The organism is Pseudomonas sp. NPDC087626 (assembly GCF_044743405.1).
Lineage (GTDB): Bacteria > Pseudomonadota > Gammaproteobacteria > Pseudomonadales > Pseudomonadaceae > Aquipseudomonas.
Map to the genome: position 1 here is coordinate 1 of NZ_JBIUWJ010000042.1, position 17,825 is coordinate 17,825.

The following is a 17,825-nucleotide window of genomic DNA, read 5'->3' on the forward strand; positions in this document are numbered from 1 at the left end:
GCCGCCCCGCGCCATGGATGGCGCGTGGCGGCGGCCCACGGATTCAAGCCGGAGTGAGGGAACACCGAGCCCAAGCGAGGTGCCGAGTGGTGGGGAAAGAGCGTTTTGCTTACTTTTGCGCTGTCCAAAAGTGAGCCGCCGTCAGGCGGAACCATAGGAGGCCGTTACCGCAGAAATGGATATGTCCTCGGCCCAATCCAACACCCCGGTCAGCCCAGAGGCCGCCACGCAAGCAAGCTCCCTCGCCCCAGCTCACAGCCCACTCCCACAAAACCTTCGCGCTCGCGTAAACTTGCGGGCTTCTCGCAGACCGCTAGGCTGCAATCAATATTTTTCAAAGGTGCCCGCCATGCCTTGGCTGCAAGTCCGTCTCGCCATCAGCCCAGAACAAGCCGAAACCTACGAAGACGCTTTCCTTGAAGTGGGCGCCGTCTCGGTGACCTTCATGGACGCCGAAGATCAGCCGATCTTCGAGCCGGAACTGAACACCACCCCGCTGTGGTCGCACACTCACCTGCTGGCCCTGTTTGAAGGTGGCACCGAGCCTGGCCCGGTGCTGGCTCACCTTGAGCTGCTGACCGGCGGCCCGCTGCCCGAGCATCACAGCGAAGTGATCGAAGACCAGGACTGGGAACGCAGCTGGATGGATGGCTTCCAGCCGATGCAGTTCGGCCAGCGCCTGTGGATCGTGCCAAGCTGGCACGCCGCCCCTGAGCCCGACGCGGTAAACCTGCTGTTGGATCCGGGCCTGGCGTTTGGCACCGGTACTCACCCGACCACCGCGCTGTGCCTGGAGTGGCTCGACGGCCAGGACCTGCAAGATTGCAACGTGCTGGACTTCGGCTGCGGCTCGGGGATCCTGGCCATTGCCGCCCTGCTGCTCGGCGCGAAACAAGCGGTCGGCACCGATATCGACGTGCAAGCGCTGGAAGCATCGCGCGACAACGCCGGGCGCAACAACATTGCCGAAGAGCTGTTCCCACTGTACCTGCCACAAGATCTGCCACCGGTGCAGGCCGATGTGCTGGTCGCCAACATTCTGGCCGGCCCCCTGGTTTCACTGGCGCCGCAACTGTCCAGCCTGGTCAAGTCCGGCGGACGCCTGGCGCTGTCGGGGATCCTTGCCGAGCAAGGTGACGAGGTCGCTGGTGCTTATGCCCAGGACTTTGATCTCGACCCGATCGCCAATCGCGACGGCTGGGTGCGTATTACCGGCCGTCGGCGCTAGAATGAGCGCTTGCAGACTCCGGATGGCCGCATGACCGACAGCTTCGTCACTCAATGCCCGCACTGTCAGACCAGTTTTCGCGTCAGCCACACTCAATTGAGCGTGGCTCGCGGGGTGGTTCGTTGCGGCTCGTGCCTGCAAGTGTTCAACGCCGCCCGCCAGTTGCTCGAGCAACGCCAGGGTCAGCAAGCAACCCCGCTTACCCCGCCGCCGGCCATACCTGCTCCCGAGCAACGAGCGATCAGCCAGAAGCAGTGGACCGCCGCCGAGCTTGACCTGGACCACCTCGACCTCGACGAGGAACTGGCCCGGCTGGAGCAGCGGGAAATCCAGCCGACCAAGGAGTTCGGCCAGGAGCGCAAGCCTCGGGAAGACTCGCTCAGTGCCCGGCGCGACAGCGGCGAAAGCGAAGAACCCTGGTCCGACAGCCTGTTCAGCGAGTCTGCAGCCGAACGCGCCTTGACCAACGACGGCAGCCCGGCAACAGGCAACGGCTCGATCGACGATCTCGACGAACCCCACACCTCCTCACGCACCGAGCCTTCGCTGTCGCTGGTCGATCTTGATGACGACGAACCCGAGGCTCCGCAACTGCGCCTTGAGCCTGTGGACGAGGACGCCAGGCAGGACCTGCGCCACGAACGGCTGTCCGCCACCGATGACGACGAGCTGGAAGATCAGCCCCAGGTTATCGAACCGCCGCGCAAGAAACGCCCGCGCAACGAGTCCGCCCGCCATGATGAAGTGCTGCAGGACCTGGTCGACGACCCGTTGCAACTGGACTGGCAAAAGCGCCGCTCACCCTGGGGCCGACGCCTGTTCTGGGGCTTGATGGTGCTGCTGGCGGGCGGCGCCCTGGCCGGCCAGTACATCGCCTACCACTTCGACGAACTGGCCCGCCAGGACCAGTACCGCCCCTGGTTCCAGCAGCTGTGCCCACAGATTGGCTGCAATGTGCCGTCCAAGGTCGACATCGCCAAAATCAAGAGCAGTAACCTGGTGGTGCGCAGCCACCCGGACTTCAGCGGCGCCCTGGTGGTGGACGCCATCATCTATAACCGTGCGCCGTTCTCCCAGCCGTTCCCGCTGCTGGAGTTACGGTTTGCCGACCTCAACGGCCACCTGATCGCCAGTCGGCGATTCAAGCCGGGGGAATACCTCAATGGCGACCTTGCCGGCCTGGCGGAGATGCCGCCACAAACGCCGATCCACATCGCCCTGGACATCCTCGACCCCGGCTCCAAGGCCGTGAATTACAGCCTCAGCTTTCACTCGCCCGAGTGAATCGGTTCAGTGTCCTGCCTTTGACGGTGGCTTTCTGACGGCTGGCGAGGCGCACCAAACTACTGGCAATAACAAAGTAACTGTTCAGATTTTATCCAATTCAGCCTTTAACCAGTCATCGAGAGCGGGTATCATGCCAACCCTTTTTCGAACTCTCATGATCCGACCCCACAACAGGGAAGTCCTATGTCGGCGGTACGCATCGGCCCATATACATTGCACAACGGCTTGATTCTCGCCCCGATGGCGGGCGTCACCGACCAGCCCTTTCGTCAGCTGTGCAAGCGATTGGGCGCAGGGTTAGTAGTCTCGGAAATGGTAACCAGCGACATGAGCTTGTGGAACACCCGCAAGTCGCGCCTGCGCATGGTCCACGAAGGTGATCCCGAGCCTCGCTCGGTACAGATCGCCGGTGGTGATGCACAGATGCTAGCGGACGCGGCCCGGGCCAACGTCGAGCTGGGCGCACAGATTATTGATATCAACATGGGCTGTCCGGCAAAGAAGGTCTGCAACAAGGCCGCCGGGTCCGCCCTGTTGAAAGATGAAGCACTGGTGACTGAGATCCTGCAGGCCGTGGTGGCCGCGGTTGATGTGCCGGTCACCTTGAAGATCCGCACCGGCTGGGACCGGGCAAACAAGAACGGCCTGACCGTGGCGAAGATCGCCGAGCAGGCCGGGATCACGGCGCTGGCGGTGCACGGGCGCACCCGTGCCGACCTGTACACCGGGGACGCCGAGTACGACACCATTGCCGCGATCAAGCAGGCGGTGTCGATTCCGGTGTTCGCCAATGGCGACATCGACTCGCCCGAGAAGGCCCGGCACGTGCTTGACGCGACCGGTGCCGATGGCCTGCTGATAGGCCGGGCTGCCCAGGGGCGGCCATGGATTTTTCGTGAGATCGAGCATTTCCTGCGTACCGGCGAAAAACTGCCGGCTCCGCAGCTGAGCGAAGTGGAACGTATTCTGCTTGAGCATCTGGCCGCACTCCATGCTTTTTATGGAGACGTCATGGGCGTACGCATTGCGCGCAAGCATGTCGGCTGGTATCTCGCAACCTTGCCGGGCGCCAGGGAATTTCGCGCCCACTTCAATCGTTTGGATGGAACGGAAACACAATGCGCCAACGTCCGGGAGTTTTTTGCCGAGCGTTATAAGAGCCTGACAGGGGACGGAGAAGGGGTGGCCGCATGACGATGATGACCGAGACTTTAGTGAGTGGAACAACACCCGTGAGCGACAACGTGAATTTGAAACAGCACCTCAATACGCCGAGCGAAGAAGGCCAGACCCTTCGCGTGAGAGTCGAGAAGGCGCTGCACAATTATTTCGCCCACCTTGAGGGCGCTGCCGTCACGGATGTGTACAACCTGGTGCTCTCCGAAGTCGAGGCTCCCCTGCTCGAAAGCGTGATGAACTACGTCAAGGGTAACCAGACCAAGGCCAGTGAGCTGCTGGGACTGAACCGCGGCACCCTGCGCAAGAAACTCAAGCAGTACGATTTGCTGTAAGCATTTAATCAAACCAGAAAGGCGCCCGCGTAAAACCGGTCGCCTTTTTTGCTGACTTCCTTTGCTTTTGATGGAAATTGAGATGACCGACCAGACTACCCGCCTGCCGATCCGCCGCGCCTTGATCAGCGTTTCCGACAAGACCGGGATCCTCGAATTCGCCAAGGAGCTTGAAGCCCTTGGGGTTGAGATCCTCTCCACCGGTGGGACGTTCAAGCTGCTGCAGGACAATGGCGTAGCCGCTGTGGAAGTCGCGGATTACACCGGTTTTGCCGAGATGATGGACGGTCGGGTGAAGACCCTGCACCCGAAAATCCACGGCGGGATCCTCGGTCGTCGCGGTATCGACGACGCGATCATGAACGAGCACGGCATCAAGCCGATCGATCTGGTGGCGGTCAACCTGTACCCGTTCCAAGCCACCATCAACAAGCCGGGCTGCGACCTGCCGACCGCGATCGAGAACATCGACATCGGCGGCCCGACCATGGTCCGTTCGGCAGCCAAAAACCACAAAGACGTAGCGATCGTGGTGAATGCCAGCGATTACGCCAGCGTCCTGGAAAACCTCAAGGCCGGCGGCCTGACCTACGCCCAGCGTTTCGACCTGATGCTCAAGGCGTTTGAACACACCGCCGCCTACGACGGCATGATCGCCAACTACATGGGCACCGTGAATCAGGCGGCTGACACCCTCAGCACCGAAGGTCGCAGCGAATTCCCGCGCACCTTCAACAGCCAGTTCGTCAAGGCCCAGGAAATGCGTTACGGCGAGAACCCGCACCAGAGCGCGGCGTTCTACGTAGAAGCGACGCCTGCCGAAGTCGGGATCGCCACTGCGACCCAACTGCAGGGCAAGGAACTGTCGTACAACAACGTGGCCGATACCGACGCCGCGCTGGAGTGCGTGAAGAGCTTCGTCAAGCCAGCCTGCGTGATCGTCAAGCACGCCAACCCGTGCGGCGTAGCGGTCAGCCCAGACGCCGAAGGCGGTATTCGCCAGGCCTACGAGCTGGCCTACGCCACCGACACCGAATCGGCCTTCGGCGGCATCATCGCGTTCAACCGCGAACTGGACGCTGAAACCGCCAAGGCCATCGTCGAGCGTCAGTTCGTCGAAGTAATCATCGCCCCGAGCGTCAGCGCCGAGGCCCGCGCCATCGTTGCGGCCAAGGCCAATGTGCGCCTGCTGGCCTGCGGCGAGTGGTCGGCTGAGCGTGCCGCTGCCTGGGACTACAAGCGCGTCAACGGCGGCCTGCTGGTACAGAGCCGCGACATCGGCATGATCGGCGCCGACGACTTGAAAGTCGTGACCCAGCGCGCACCGACCGAACACGAGATCAACGACCTGATCTTCGCCTGGAAAGTGGCCAAGTACGTCAAGTCCAACGCCATCGTCTACGCCAAGAACCGCCAGACCATCGGGGTCGGCGCTGGCCAGATGAGCCGTGTGAACTCGGCCCGTATCGCTGCGATCAAGGCTGAACACGCCGGCTTGCAGGTAGTCGGTTCGGTGATGGCTTCCGACGCGTTCTTCCCGTTCCGCGACGGCCTGGACAACGCAGCCAAGGCCGGCGTGACGGCGGTGATCCAGCCAGGTGGCTCGATGCGTGATGCAGAAGTGATCGCAGCGGCCGATGAAGCCGGCATCGCGATGGTCTTCACCGGCATGCGCCACTTCCGTCACTGAAATACGGCAGCTACAAGTCTCAAGCTGCAAGCTGCAAGAAAGAGCAGATATGTGTCGCTCTTTCTTGCAGATGCAGCCTTATTAATTCAGAGCCATAAGCTGCAATTGAGAGCCACACATTCGCTCTTGCTTGCAGCTTTTAGCTAGCAGCTCTCTCCGAAGGAGTCTCTCTTTGAATGTTTTGATCATTGGCAGCGGTGGCCGTGAACACGCCCTGGCCTGGAAAGTGGCTCAGGATCCGCGTGTGCAGAAGGTTTTCGTGGCACCCGGCAACGCCGGTACCGCCATTGAAGCCAAGTGCGAAAACGTCGCGATCGACGTCCTGGCCCTTGAACAACTGGCAGACTTTGCCGAGCAGAACGTCGCCCTGACCATCGTCGGCCCGGAAGTCCCGCTGGTGGCTGGCGTGGTTGACCTGTTCCGCTCCCGCGGCCTGGATTGCTTCGGCCCAACCGCCGGCGCGGCCCAGCTGGAAGGCTCCAAGGCCTTCACCAAGGACTTCCTGGCGCGCCACAAGATCCCGACTGCCGATTACCAGAACTTCACCGAGATCGAGCCAGCCCTGGCTTACTTGCGTGAAAAAGGTGCGCCGATCGTGATCAAGGCCGACGGCCTGGCTGCCGGTAAAGGCGTGATCGTCGCCATGACCCTGCAGGAAGCCGAAGACGCGGTGCGCGACATGCTCGCCGGCAATGCCTTCGGTGACGCCGGTTCGCGCGTGGTGATCGAAGAGTTCCTCGACGGCGAAGAAGCCAGCTTCATCGTCATGGTCGACGGCAAGAACGTCCTGCCGATGGCCACCAGCCAGGACCACAAGCGTGTGGGCGATGGCGACACCGGTCCGAACACCGGCGGCATGGGAGCCTACTCCCCGGCGCCAGTGGTCACCAGCGAAGTGCATCAGCGGGTCATGGACCTGGTGATCTGGCCAACCGTGAAGGGCATGGCGGCCGAAGGCAACGTCTACACCGGCTTCCTGTATGCAGGCCTGATGATCGACAAGGCCGGTAATCCGAAGGTCATCGAATTCAACTGCCGTTTCGGCGACCCTGAGACCCAACCGGTGATGCTGCGCCTGCAGTCGAGCCTGGTCCTGCTGGTCGAAGCGGCACTGGCCCAAGCGCTGGACAAGGTCGAAGCCCAGTGGGATCCACGCCCAAGCGTCGGCATCGTCCTGGCTGCGGGTGGCTATCCGGCTGACTACGCCAAGGGTGATGTGATCCAGGGCCTGGATGCAGCCGCCGCACTGGAAGGTAAAGTCTTCCACGCCGGCACTACGCTCAAGGACGGTAACGTCGTGACTGCCGGTGGCCGGGTGCTCTGCGCCACGGCGATGGGCGCCAGCGTCGATGCCGCCCAGCAGCAAGCCTACCAACTGGCTGCCAAGATCAATTGGACCGGCTGCTTCTATCGCAAGGACATTGGCTACCGCGCCATTGCCCGCGAGCGTGGCGAAAACCAGTAATAAGCCAGCCGTTCGGCCAGGCAAGGGCCGCTGGTCCTTGCCGCCCTGTTCCAGGCCCGCGCATAGTTGTAATCTGGCATCAACCTAAGAAGGGATTCCGCCGTGCGCTGGCTCAGGATTGCCATTGGCTTGACCGTCACCCTACTGACCCTGCTCTGCATGCTCCCGGCCCAGGCCACGCAAGGCAGTGGCTGGGCGGTATTGCTCGACGAACACGGCAGCCTGCAACTGACCGACATCCGCTCGGCCCGCTACACCAATCAATTCAGCCCGATTGAGCTGGACCAGATCACCGCCGCCGACCCTGATGGCGCGCTGTGGCTGCGCTTTCGGCTCAATCCTGGCAAACACGAACAACTGCTGCGCATCTTCGCCCCCGACCTGGTGCACCTGGACCTCTATGTGCTGGACGGCGACACGCTGATCGAGCAGACCCACAGTGGCAACGACCAGGCACTGAGTACCCGCCCGCTGCCCAGCACCGACTTCATGGTGCCGCTGCCGCAGGTCCAGCAGCCACTCGACGTATATCTACGCTTGGTGTCCGAACACCAGTTGCGGCCCTACATCACCCTGCAATCAGCGGTCATGTCCGCCGCCAACCAGACCCAGACGCTGATCTACGGCCTGTTGTTCGGTTGCATCGCCATGCTGATCCTGCACAACCTCACGCGCTATGCCTTCACCCGCTCGCAAACCTGCCTGTGGCTCGCGGCGTGTGAAGGCCTGCTGATGCTAGGCATGCTGCTGCTGTTGAACCTGGCCGGCCCATGGCTACCCGACTGGCATGCCCTGCAAACCCCCGACGCCTACCTGGCCCTGCTACTGACGGCGCCGTGCGGGCTGATGTTCACCTATCGGTTCTTTACCCCGCTGGGCCCGCACCCGCTGAACAAGCTGCTGATGGGCGATATCCTGTTCATTGTCCTGTGCAGCCTGTTGTTGCTGTTCGTCGAGACCTTGCCGCTGAACCTGATGACCTATGCACTGGTCGCGCTGGCCGGCCTGAGCATGCTCCTGGTCAGCGCCTACCACTGGCAGCAGGGCTACCGACCGGCCCGCTTCTTCGTCATCGCGATGGTGGTGTTCAACCTCGGCACGCTGATCATCTTGCCGGCGCTGCTGGGCCTGACAGTGGTCGCCCCACAAAGCCTGATCACCGCCTTGTTGGCCTTTATCGGACTGAGCGGCCTGCTGATGGGGATTTCGCTGACCGAGCGCCAGCGCAGCATCATCGAGAACCGCTTCAGCATCAGCCGCGACCTGGCCGCCAGCAATGCCGAAATCAACGCCAAGGCCGAGTTCCTGGCGAAGATCAGCCATGAAATTCGCACCCCGATGAATGGCGTACTGGGCATGACCGAACTACTGCTGGGCACGCCACTGTCAGTCAAGCAGCGCGACTACGTGCAGACCATCCACAGCGCCGGCAACGAACTGCTGACGCTGATCAACGAGATCCTCGACATCTCCAAGCTGGAGTCCGGGCAAATCGAACTGGATGACGTGCAGTTCGACCTCAATGCCCTGGTCGACGACTGCCTGAGCATCTTCCGCGCCAAGGCCGAACAGCAGAACGTCGAGCTCATCAGCTTCATCCAGCCCCAGGTGCCACGCGTGATCAGCGGCGACCCGACACGCCTGCGCCAGACCCTGCTGAGCCTGCTGGAAAACGCGCTGAAAAAAACCGAGGAAGGCGAGATCCTGATCGTTGTCGCCCTCGATGAACGCAGCAGCAAACCGCGCCTGCGCATCGCCGTGCAGGACAGCGGGCTGCCCATGGAGGCGCAAGAACGTGAAGCCTTGATGCACGCAGAACTGCACAGCAAGAACTTCCTCTCCGCGACACCCCTGGGCGGCAACCTGGGCCTGGTGATTGCCCGCCAGTTGATCCTGTTGATGCACGGCGAGTTCGGCATCAAGTGCGGCAGTAATCAGGGCAATACACTGTGGCTGACCTTGCCCCTGGACCCGGACCGTCTCGAACACCCGACATCCGACCTCGACAGCCCGCTGCAAGGCGCACGGGTGCTGGTGGTGGACGACAACGACACCTGCCGCAAGGTCCTGGTGCAGCAATGCACGGCCTGGGGCCTGAATGTCAGTGCCGTGCCTTCCGGCAAGGAAGCCCTGGCCTTGCTGCGTACCAAGGCGCACCTGCGCGATTATTTCGACGTGGTCCTGCTGGACCAGAACATGCCCGGCATGACCGGCATGCAACTGGCCGCCAAGATCAAGGAAGACCCGAGCCTGAATCACGACATCCTGCTGATCATGCTCACCGGTATCAGCAACGCCCCGAGCAAGATCATCGCGCGTAATGCCGGGATCAAGCGCATCCTGGCCAAGCCCGTGGCCGGTTATACGCTCAAGACCACCCTGGCCGACGAGTTGACCCAACGCAACAAAGGCCAGGCCGTCTCCCCGTCTCTGCCCGGCAACCAACCCCTGGAGGTCAGTGTGCCCAGCGACTTCCGCATCCTGGTCGCCGAAGACAACAGCATCTCGACCAAAGTGATTCGCGGCATGCTGGGCAAACTCAACCTGCAACCGGACACCGCCAGCAACGGCGAAGAAGCCTTGAAGGCGATGAAGGCCCAGCGTTATGACCTGGTGTTGATGGATTGCGAAATGCCGATCCTCGACGGTTTTTCCGCCACCCAGCAATTACGCGCCTGGGAAGTCGGCAACCAACGCACTCGGACCCCAGTGGTAGCACTGACCGCGCACATCCTCGCCGAACACAAGGACCGCGCACGCCAGGCCGGCATGGACGGGCACATGGCCAAGCCGGTGGAGCTGTCGCAACTGCGTGAGCTGGTCGAGTACTGGGTGGTCCAGCGCGATCAGCACAATCGCAACACATCGCCCGTCTGATCAATCCCCTCGCTGCGTCCCAGTCAAATCGACAGCCCGCGGATGGACGTGAGTGATTGCTCCAGGACCGCTTTTTTAACTTTCTCGCGAAACTGCGCGTAGTAAAGCGTATTGAAGGTCAGCAACGCCATCTGCTCCCTGCTCTCTCGCACCTGTTCTTGCGCGAATAGAAACTGCGGAGCGCTTCGATACAGCCTGAACTGTCGGTGGTAGAGACCCAGGTCGATCTTGTTCGGGCCGTTGGCGATGCAGGGAATCATCTGAAAGACCCCGGCCTGCTGTGTCAGGCTGCTGGACTCGAACAAATCGAGCGCCGCCTGGTTCTGCTCCAGGGCTGCCATTGCACGACTGATAGGACTGGAAAAAGCCTCACCCAGGCGCCTGGAAATCTGCTGAATGACCTGATGGCCCATCGAGTCGGTGGACGTGAGCAGCAACCCCTCCGGCCGTGGCACATCCCAGCCGATGAACTTGAGCGTGTTGCGGTAATACTCAAACCAGTCGCCTTCCAGGCCATCGGCAACTGCCGCGCGGGTCGCCCTTTGCGCGTACAGGGTACTGAGGTAAATGTCTTCCCGATGGGACTCCGGTAGATCACCGGCAAAGGCGATCAGGCTGCCACCCACCACGGCGGCCTGTGCAGTGGTATCGATCATGAGCGGCCCTCCACCGTGAAGGGTTTACAGGTGACATCGGTGATTTCACCCAGCTTCGCAAGGTTGTCGCTCAGTTTATCCCTGAGTTTCAGGTCAACAGCCTCACGAGCCCGTGCATAAAGGAGTTCGGAAAGATTCGCCCGCGCCTGGCGAATGCATACAGGGCCCACCACCTCCTCAACGCAAAATGCCTGCGACCAGGGGTTTGCGCTCAGCACCTGGCGAGTCTGGAAGACGATATACAGGCTGATGATCGAGGTTGGCGTCAGCGCCAGGATCGCCAACAGACGCACGTCCTGCAGGGCTGGACTGGCGTTTCCAGGCAGCTCGCCAATGGCTGCAACGGAGCTGTTCAAGTGCGCTATATGGGGCAGGAAAGCGGCAAAAGCCTGCCCCGAACGATCTTTGCAATTGGTCATCATCCCGGCTGCCCACTCCAAGGGGGAACTGCCACTCTGGGGTCCCAGGGAAAAATGCTGCTGCGCCTTGAGCGAGCGTATCCAAAAATCATCGACCACCTGCAGATAGGCGTCGTACCAATCGACAGCCGCCTTCATCTGCATTTTTTTATTAGCCACCAGTTGGGCCAACAGGCACGATTTGACGACATCAGAACACGTGGCCAGGCCATTGGCTCCGGGCAATGCAACAACCGCATCCCTTACTGCATACACCATGTAATGCTGTTCCATAGCAAACCCCCAAAACTAAAAGGGCAGCCACTGCATGGCTCCCCTTTTATTTTTATTCCGTTAAATTTGGTAGTTGGAGATCTTGGTTTTTGCGTTGATACCTAACTTCTCTAGAATGACCTCGCGGGTCACCTCGACAATAGCCGGTACTTTCCTGAATACCGACTCACCGCGATACAGCTTCACATCGCGAGAATCCCAGTCGGAAAACAGAACCTGGGTCGAAGTATTCTTGCGAATAAACCGCACGGTCCCCAAGGCCAGTGTCACTTCACCATTGATTTCCGTACAGGTTCCGGCCGCGGTACCGCCTACGCCATTTTCAAGCATGTTGCGCTCATACAGGGTCAGCGCGGTTTCGCGCTTTTTCAGTGCGTTGATGGCGGAACTTGCCAATTTCAGCATCAGTGCGGAGGTAGAACCCGGCAAGGCAATCCCGGCCACGACAGCCCCAAGGATCTCCAGGACCAATTCATCCATGCGCACCGAGTTACCCCCGATATTGATGTCGTTATAAAACTTCTGGGTGGGCAGCCAACCGGCATCGGTCATGACCTGGACAAAATGGTAGTACCACTCCTTACCCTGCTCCTCGCGCGGAAATGCTTTGTTCGACGCCAGCGTTGCAAAAAGAAACGCGTGCATGACATCGTCGATATTTTGCCCAGCGAGATTACCGGTAAAAGACAAAACACCCTCCCCGACAACAGCAGCTTTTCCGGCGCCTCAACTTCCGGCAAAGCAAAACTGCGGGAGCGTAGAGTCGAGGAGTCCGCCATCTCATAATTCCTGATACGTTCAACACATCCGACGGCAGTCATTCCATACACACCATCAACAACATTCATGACCAGCTCCTTGATTATAATTCCAGCCTCTTCATGCGACTGCAGAGCGACCATAAACAGGAACAAGGAAAATCACAAACAGCAACCTGTAACTTTCCAATAATAACTGCCACCCAAGTATTGAACTACCTAAACAAAACAACTAACTACGTACCGACAAAATAATCATTGATCTCCCAGCCATCTCCCACAACCCATAGACCGACTGATAGACTCCCCCAACACTCTCCCGCCGCGAGCCAAAACCATGCTCCACGTGCTATTCAGCGTTTACCTGAAAATGTTGGTGCTCTATAGCCCGTTCTTCGTGCTGTCGTGCTTCATCAGCCTGACCCGCGGCTATTCCAACAAGGAGCGTCGGCGCCTGGCGTGGAAGGTCGCCCTCGCGACCCTGATTTCCAGCATTTTGCTGTACCTGTTCGGCCGGGTGATTTTCAACGTGTTCGGCATCACCGTAGACGCCTTTCGCATCGGCGCCGGCAGCGTACTGTTCATCTCGGCATTGGGCATGGCCCAAGGCAAATCCGCGGTGCAGACCGACAACGTGCAGCAGGATGTGACCATCGTCCCGCTGACCATCCCGCTGACCGTCGGTCCCGGCACCATCGGTGCCTTGCTGGTGATGGGCGTCGGCCAACCGCACTGGGACGATAAACTCACCGCGATCATGAGTATTGCCCTGGCCAGTCTCACTGTGGGCGTGGTGCTGTACCTTTCCAATCGCATCGAGCGGATTCTCGGTGACCAGGGTTTGCAGATCGTCAGCCGCCTGATGGGGCTGTTTGTCTGTGCACTGGCGGCGCAGATCATCTTTACCGGGGTCAAGGGTTACCTGGTGCCCTGAGGCCCGGCTCAAGCCCCGCCATCAGCTCTGCCGGTGACAGCGAGACACGCTCGCCAGAAAACTCCATGGCCAGTTCCAGTCCATGCCTTGACGCCGCATCGAGCGCTTCGGCACCGCGAAACAGCAGACCGAGAGAATGACTTCAAGCTGTGATTTATTCAGCGTTATACGGCCACGGTTATCTGCCCCCAATACAAACTTCACAAATCCGTTAACAGGGGTAAAACAATAACGCCCCTAAGAAGGGGCGTTATTATTCAAGTGCCAGGCTTTTCACCATACCAACGTGGCGTATAGACCCACTCACCGCCGTCGCTACGTGGAAAAGTGCAGGTCGTGGAAGAACCGACCAGCACCATAGTGCGCATGTCGACTTGATCAGGGGTCAGCGCACCGAGGGTGGTGATGCGCAGGGTCTGGCCGGGACGGCCGATATCCCGGCCCAGGACTACCGGCGTTGCAGGTGCGCGATGCTGGGCGACAATCTCCAGCGCGCGCCCCAACTGCCAGGGGCGCGAGCGGGAAATCGGGTTGTAGAACGCCAGCGCCAGATCGGCCTCGGCGGCCAGGTCCAGGCGCTTCTCGATGATCGACCAGGGTTTCAGGTTGTCGGACAGCGACATCACGCAGAAGTCATGCCCCAGCGGTGCTCCGGCCTGGGCGGCGGTGGCCAGCGAAGCAGAGACACCGGGCAGGATCTGCAGTTCGACGTTATGCCACGCCGGGTCATCCGACTCGTGCAGCGCCTCAAGCACCGCCGCCGCCATGGCGAACACTCCCGGATCACCGGACGACACCACGATCACCGAACGCCCCTGGGCGGCCAGTTCAAAGGCGTGCCGGGCCCGTTGCATCTCTTCGCGGTTGTCGGTGCAGTGCTGCACCTGGTCCTGACGAAACGGTCCGGCCATGCGTACGTAGGTTTCATAACCGAGCACATCGGTGGCTCGCGCCAGTTCGGCTTTCACCGCTGGCACCATCAGTTCGGCGGCGCCCGGGCCGAGGCCAATCACCGCCAGACGCCCACGGGGACGGCCGATAAGATTCACCTGCAGCGGCTGTTCGGCCACGGCAATCATCAGCTCCTGGGCGCTGGCGATCAGACGCCCCTCTGGCACGGCGCTGCGCGCCAGGGTTTCAAGGTCGATCGCCGAGGCGACAAAACGCAGCGGTACGGCTAACGCCAGCGCGGCTTCACGCAACACCGGGCAGGCCATCTGTGCCTGCGGCGCCACTAGGCAGGCCAGGGCCGGCAGCGCGAGTTGCGCCTCCTGCAAGGCCGCGCGAATCCGCTCTGGCAGATCCTCTGCGGCGCTCGCCACGATCACCGCGACGCTGCGCGGATAGATCAACAACTCGTTGACCGTCGCCACACGCTCGGCACTGCCGACGTGGATCGAATGCTGGGCCTGCGGATCCTCCGGCAGTTGGGCTTGCGCCAGCCAGGGCGCGGCACCTTCGACGCGCACGGAGTGACCGGCCAGCAGATCGGAGACAAAACGTTTACCCGCCTCCAGATCACCCAACGCATATCCGCTGGGTGGATTGAGCAAGCAAGTGCCGAAGCGCAGCTCACCGCTGGTGGTGATCGCTGGCGCCACCTCGAATGCCGCGGCAATCTCCCGGGCCATGCCATTCACCCCGCCGAGACCACCCAGCAGCGGCACTACTGCGCTGCCGTCTTCCGCCACCGCCAGCACCGGCGGCTCGACACCTTTCTCCAGCAGCAACGGTGCCAGGGTGCGGATCACGATACCGGCCGCACATAGGGCAATGATCGGCGTGCCCTGTTGATAGAGTTCGCGCAGGGTCGCGCCGAACTCCCGATACACCCGGTCTGCGCCTTCTACCCGCCCACCGAGACCGTGGATCAAGGCGGTGGGATACACCTGTTGCAGGCGACGCGCAGTGGCCAGGCTACCCTGGCCGAGAATGACAATGGCTGGCGTGGAATGGGTCATCAGCCTTGCCACCTTTCGCCAGGAACGATAATCAGCGAGAAGTACGGCGAGGACATCGGCTCGACCTGATCCAGCGGCACAATCTTCTGATTGGCCATGGTCGCCCGCTCGACATACAGCGCTCGCTCGGCCAGTCCCAGCTCCTCGAGCACTTGGCGCACTTTCGGGAAGTTACGGCCAAGCTTCATGATCACCGCCGCGTCCGCATCGGCCAGGCGGCGCTTGAGGTCTTCGTGGGGCAGCACGCCGGACAGCACCGACAGGCTCTGGTTGCGATACACCAACGGCGCGCCAAGCACCGAAGCGCCACCGAGCATCGAGCACACACCTGGCACCACTTCGGCTTCATAGCGCGTGGCCAGACGGTCGTGCAGGTACATGTAAGAGCCGTAGAAGAACGGATCGCCTTCGCAGATCACCGCCACGTCGCGGCCGGCGTCCAGGTGCGCGGCCACCGCCTGGGCAGCGCCGTCGTAGAAATCACTGATGATTTCTTCGTAGGACAGCGGTGCTGGTAACGCTTCGGTGGTCACCGGGTACACCAGCGGCAACAGGTTCTGCGCCTCTTGCAGGTGGGCTTCGATGATGCCGAAGGCATTGCCTTTCTTGCCCTTGGCCACGAAGTACGCCACCACGGGCGACTCGCGCAGCAGGCGCAGGGCCTTGACGGTAATCAGTTCCGGGTCACCGGGGCCCACGCCCAGGCCGATCAAGCGTCCAGGTTGCTGCATCATTCAATCTCCGTGGCGAGGGCATTGACCGCGGCGGCGGCCATGGCGCTACCGCCCAGCCGGCCTTGCATGATCACGAAGGGCACGCCTCGGCTGTCCGCCGCGAGCATGGCCTTGGATTCGGCGGCGCCGACAAACCCCACCGGGAAGCCGAGAATCAGCGCCGGCTTGGGTGCGCCGGCGTCGAGCATTTCCAGCAGGTAGAACAACGCGGTCGGGGCGTTGCCGATCACCACCACGCTGCCTTCCAGGTGCGGACGCCACAACTCCAGCGCCGCAGCGGAACGGGTGTTGCCCAGTTCGCGCGCCAACTCGGCCACGCTGTCGTCGCGCAGAGTGCAGATCACTGGGTTGTTGGCTGGCAAGCGGGCCCGGGTCACGCCCTCGGAGACCATCCGCGCGTCACACAGAATCGGTGCACCGGCCGCCAGCGCATCACGCCCGGCCTTGCCCGCCCCGGCGGAAAACTGCAGGCCATCGATGGCCTCGACCATGCCGCAGGCGTGGATCACCCGCACCGCGAGTTTTTCCAGATCGGCCGGAATACGGTCCAGGTTCGCCTCGGCGCGAATGATCGCGAAGGAGTTGCGATAGATCTCCTGACCGTCGCGGATGTAATCAAGCATCAAGGGGGCTCCGTGGGCGGGCATCAAGCAGTGCACCCGCCGCTTCAATAGTGAGGTTACGTGCTTGCAGGGCGCCGAAACCGGCCTGCCCCGCATCGCGAAAATAGAGGTCGTAGTGACCGGGGCTGACCGCCAGCAAGGTCACGGGCGCCGTATGGGCGGCGGCGCAGGAACGCGGGCAACCGGATAAGTGCACCTGCACTGGCGCGCCAGCTGATTGGCGCAGTGCGGCCAGGCGCTGGCCGTCGCGCTTGGTGTCGGCCAGGCCCTTGGCACAACCGGTGGAACCGGTGCAGGCCAGCACGTGGGCCAGGGCCTGATCGGCGCTCAACAGGAACCCCAGCGCTTGCAACTGTTGGCTGAGGGCGGGCGCGTCCTGCTCGCGGATGCTGGGCAGCAACAGACTCTGCCAGGGTGTCAGGCGCAGACTGGCATCACCGTATTGCGCACACAGTAGCGCCGCGCCTTGGAGCATGGCTGAGGTCAGCCGTCCCAACGGCGGCACGGCCCCTACATGGACCAGGCCCGGCTGACGCTGTGGATAAGTACCCAGGTGCCGCCCCGACGGTGCCGGCGTGCGCTGCCAGGTATCGAGTCGCTGCAGCGGCAGCCGTTCACCGAGCAGCACCAGCAGCGAGTCCAAGGAACGCTCGGCCAGCAAGTGGCGCATGCGAGTCTGCTCCGGCCGCGCCAATGCGAGAAACAGCTCCAGCACCGCCACCACCAGGCAGTGGCCGTCGTCGAGCCGCACGGCACCCGCGGCGGTGTCCGTCGGGCAACCGGCCAGGCCAAAGGCCAACCAGGGCTCACCCTTGCGCTCGAACGCACTCAACCACAGGTCATGGGGGTGCTCGAGCATGGCCAGCGACTCGCCGCCATCCAGTTGCACGGCGAACTTGGCGGACAGGTCATGCAGGCCCGGATTGCTCTCCAGGGTCGCGAGGATCTGCGCCGCCAGCGCCCGGGTATCCAGCACCATGGCGCGGTCGATGCCGGCGGCCGGACTAAGCATCAGGTTGCGTACATCGTCACCCGCCGCCGAGCGCGGACCGAGTCCGGCCGCCAGCAGGCGCTCGATCAGCCGCGAGTGCTCGCCGGTAATGCCGCGAATCTGCAAATTGGCGCGGTTGGTCGCCTCGATCACCCCGCCGGCAAATTCCTCGGCAGCCGTGGCTACCGCGAGGGCCTGGGCGGCACTGATCGAGCCGCCGCTCAACTTGATCCGGCAGATCCCGCCATCCAGCGCCTGGACGATACGCAGCAACCCCGGACAGGCCGAGGGGCGTAAGGCAGGATGCAACGGACGTTCGTTCAAGGGGGCGACCGACTCAAGAGGTAGAAGCACTTCGCGGGCGAAGGCGCGGTATTATGCCTGCTTTGTCCGACGGCATGAAAAGCCTGCCCGTCGG

Annotated in this window: 15 protein-coding genes; 8 read left to right on the plus strand and 7 right to left on the minus strand. The window is 61.9% G+C overall.

The annotated features are described in order from the left end of the window. Window positions 1-349: 349 nt before the first annotated feature. The 7 genes from prmA to ACIOVD_RS25085 all read left to right on the plus strand — a co-directional run bounded on the left by prmA (window position 350) and on the right by ACIOVD_RS25085 (window position 10,058). Complete coding sequence (gene prmA, locus ACIOVD_RS25055) at window positions 350-1,228, plus strand: 50S ribosomal protein L11 methyltransferase (protein WP_095171151.1); 879 nt, start codon at window positions 350-352, stop codon at window positions 1,226-1,228. 30 nt (window positions 1,229-1,258) lie between these two features. After that, complete coding sequence (locus ACIOVD_RS25060) at window positions 1,259-2,512, plus strand: DUF3426 domain-containing protein (RefSeq protein WP_095171150.1); 1,254 nt, start codon at window positions 1,259-1,261, stop codon at window positions 2,510-2,512. Window positions 2,513-2,698: 186 nt separating this feature from the next. Further along, window positions 2,699-3,709: a tRNA dihydrouridine synthase DusB gene (gene dusB / locus ACIOVD_RS25065; RefSeq protein ID WP_095171147.1), complete on the plus strand. Its 1,011-nt coding sequence runs from the start codon at window positions 2,699-2,701 to the stop codon at window positions 3,707-3,709. Further along, the gene (fis, locus tag ACIOVD_RS25070) at window positions 3,706-4,026 is read left to right on the plus strand and encodes a DNA-binding transcriptional regulator Fis (RefSeq protein WP_401130826.1); all 321 of its coding nucleotides are present in this window, start codon (window positions 3,706-3,708) and stop codon (window positions 4,024-4,026) included. Before dusB ends, fis begins: the two co-directional genes overlap by 4 nt. A gap of 82 nt (window positions 4,027-4,108) precedes the next feature. Then, window positions 4,109-5,716, plus strand: coding sequence for a bifunctional phosphoribosylaminoimidazolecarboxamide formyltransferase/IMP cyclohydrolase (gene purH / locus ACIOVD_RS25075; RefSeq protein WP_159993535.1), 1,608 nt, complete (start codon window positions 4,109-4,111; stop codon window positions 5,714-5,716). Window positions 5,717-5,888: 172 nt separating this feature from the next. Next, a complete protein-coding gene (gene purD, locus ACIOVD_RS25080; RefSeq protein ID WP_401130828.1) occupies window positions 5,889-7,181 on the plus strand; it encodes a phosphoribosylamine--glycine ligase in 1,293 nt (430 codons plus the stop codon). 102 nt (window positions 7,182-7,283) lie between these two features. Beyond that, the gene (locus tag ACIOVD_RS25085) at window positions 7,284-10,058 is read left to right on the plus strand and encodes a hybrid sensor histidine kinase/response regulator (RefSeq protein ID WP_095171142.1); all 2,775 of its coding nucleotides are present in this window, start codon (window positions 7,284-7,286) and stop codon (window positions 10,056-10,058) included. Between the two features lie 23 nt (window positions 10,059-10,081). On the opposite strand, the gene ACIOVD_RS25090 is transcribed toward ACIOVD_RS25085, so the two are convergent. From ACIOVD_RS25090 to ACIOVD_RS25100, 3 genes are read right to left on the minus strand one after another with little or no spacing between them, the layout of a single operon-like run. Next, the gene (locus ACIOVD_RS25090) at window positions 10,082-10,714 is read right to left on the minus strand and encodes a hypothetical protein (protein ID WP_401130830.1); all 633 of its coding nucleotides are present in this window, start codon (window positions 10,712-10,714) and stop codon (window positions 10,082-10,084) included. Continuing rightward, the gene (locus tag ACIOVD_RS25095; protein WP_143501291.1) at window positions 10,711-11,406 is read right to left on the minus strand and encodes a hypothetical protein; all 696 of its coding nucleotides are present in this window, start codon (window positions 11,404-11,406) and stop codon (window positions 10,711-10,713) included. The genes ACIOVD_RS25090 and ACIOVD_RS25095 overlap by 4 nt, the downstream gene beginning before the upstream one ends. A gap of 60 nt (window positions 11,407-11,466) precedes the next feature. Continuing rightward, a complete protein-coding gene (locus ACIOVD_RS25100; RefSeq protein WP_401130832.1) occupies window positions 11,467-12,096 on the minus strand; it encodes a hypothetical protein in 630 nt (209 codons plus the stop codon). Window positions 12,097-12,501: 405 nt separating this feature from the next. Here ACIOVD_RS25100 and ACIOVD_RS25105 point away from each other — a divergent pair, with 405 nt between their 5' ends. After that, on the plus strand, window positions 12,502-13,098 hold the full coding sequence (locus ACIOVD_RS25105) for a MarC family protein (RefSeq protein WP_095171137.1): 597 nt from the start codon (window positions 12,502-12,504) through the stop codon (window positions 13,096-13,098). A 257-nt stretch (window positions 13,099-13,355) separates the two neighbouring features. Here ACIOVD_RS25105 and cobJ read toward each other — a convergent pair whose 3' ends face one another. From cobJ to cobG, 4 genes are read right to left on the minus strand one after another with little or no spacing between them, the layout of a single operon-like run. Next, window positions 13,356-15,059: a precorrin-3B C(17)-methyltransferase gene (gene cobJ, locus ACIOVD_RS25110; RefSeq protein ID WP_401130835.1), complete on the minus strand. Its 1,704-nt coding sequence runs from the start codon at window positions 15,057-15,059 to the stop codon at window positions 13,356-13,358. Beyond that, window positions 15,059-15,790, minus strand: a complete 732-nt coding sequence (locus ACIOVD_RS25115) for a precorrin-2 C(20)-methyltransferase (protein WP_095171163.1) — start codon at window positions 15,788-15,790, stop codon at window positions 15,059-15,061. Before ACIOVD_RS25115 ends, cobJ begins: the two co-directional genes overlap by 1 nt. Next, a complete protein-coding gene (locus ACIOVD_RS25120; RefSeq protein ID WP_095171133.1) occupies window positions 15,790-16,416 on the minus strand; it encodes a precorrin-8X methylmutase in 627 nt (208 codons plus the stop codon). Before ACIOVD_RS25120 ends, ACIOVD_RS25115 begins: the two co-directional genes overlap by 1 nt. Beyond that, window positions 16,409-17,716: a precorrin-3B synthase gene (gene cobG, locus ACIOVD_RS25125; protein WP_401130837.1), complete on the minus strand. Its 1,308-nt coding sequence runs from the start codon at window positions 17,714-17,716 to the stop codon at window positions 16,409-16,411. The genes ACIOVD_RS25120 and cobG overlap by 8 nt, the downstream gene beginning before the upstream one ends. Window positions 17,717-17,825: the final 109 nt, after the last annotated feature.

Coding starts and splice junctions, on each gene's coding strand:
- ACIOVD_RS25105 (WP_095171137.1), top strand. CDS start 12,502: ATGCTCCACGTGCTATTCAGCGTTTACCTGAAAATGTTGGTGCTCTAT.
- cobJ (WP_401130835.1), bottom strand. CDS start 15,059: ATGACCCATTCCACGCCAGCCATTGTCATTCTCGGCCAGGGTAGCCTG.
- dusB (WP_095171147.1), top strand. CDS start 2,699: ATGTCGGCGGTACGCATCGGCCCATATACATTGCACAACGGCTTGATT.
- fis (WP_401130826.1), top strand. CDS start 3,706: ATGACGATGATGACCGAGACTTTAGTGAGTGGAACAACACCCGTGAGC.
- ACIOVD_RS25060 (WP_095171150.1), top strand. CDS start 1,259: ATGACCGACAGCTTCGTCACTCAATGCCCGCACTGTCAGACCAGTTTT.
- ACIOVD_RS25090 (WP_401130830.1), bottom strand. CDS start 10,714: ATGATCGATACCACTGCACAGGCCGCCGTGGTGGGTGGCAGCCTGATC.
- ACIOVD_RS25095 (WP_143501291.1), bottom strand. CDS start 11,406: ATGGAACAGCATTACATGGTGTATGCAGTAAGGGATGCGGTTGTTGCA.
- ACIOVD_RS25115 (WP_095171163.1), bottom strand. CDS start 15,790: ATGCAGCAACCTGGACGCTTGATCGGCCTGGGCGTGGGCCCCGGTGAC.
- purH (WP_159993535.1), top strand. CDS start 4,109: ATGACCGACCAGACTACCCGCCTGCCGATCCGCCGCGCCTTGATCAGC.
- ACIOVD_RS25120 (WP_095171133.1), bottom strand. CDS start 16,416: ATGCTTGATTACATCCGCGACGGTCAGGAGATCTATCGCAACTCCTTC.
- prmA (WP_095171151.1), top strand. CDS start 350: ATGCCTTGGCTGCAAGTCCGTCTCGCCATCAGCCCAGAACAAGCCGAA.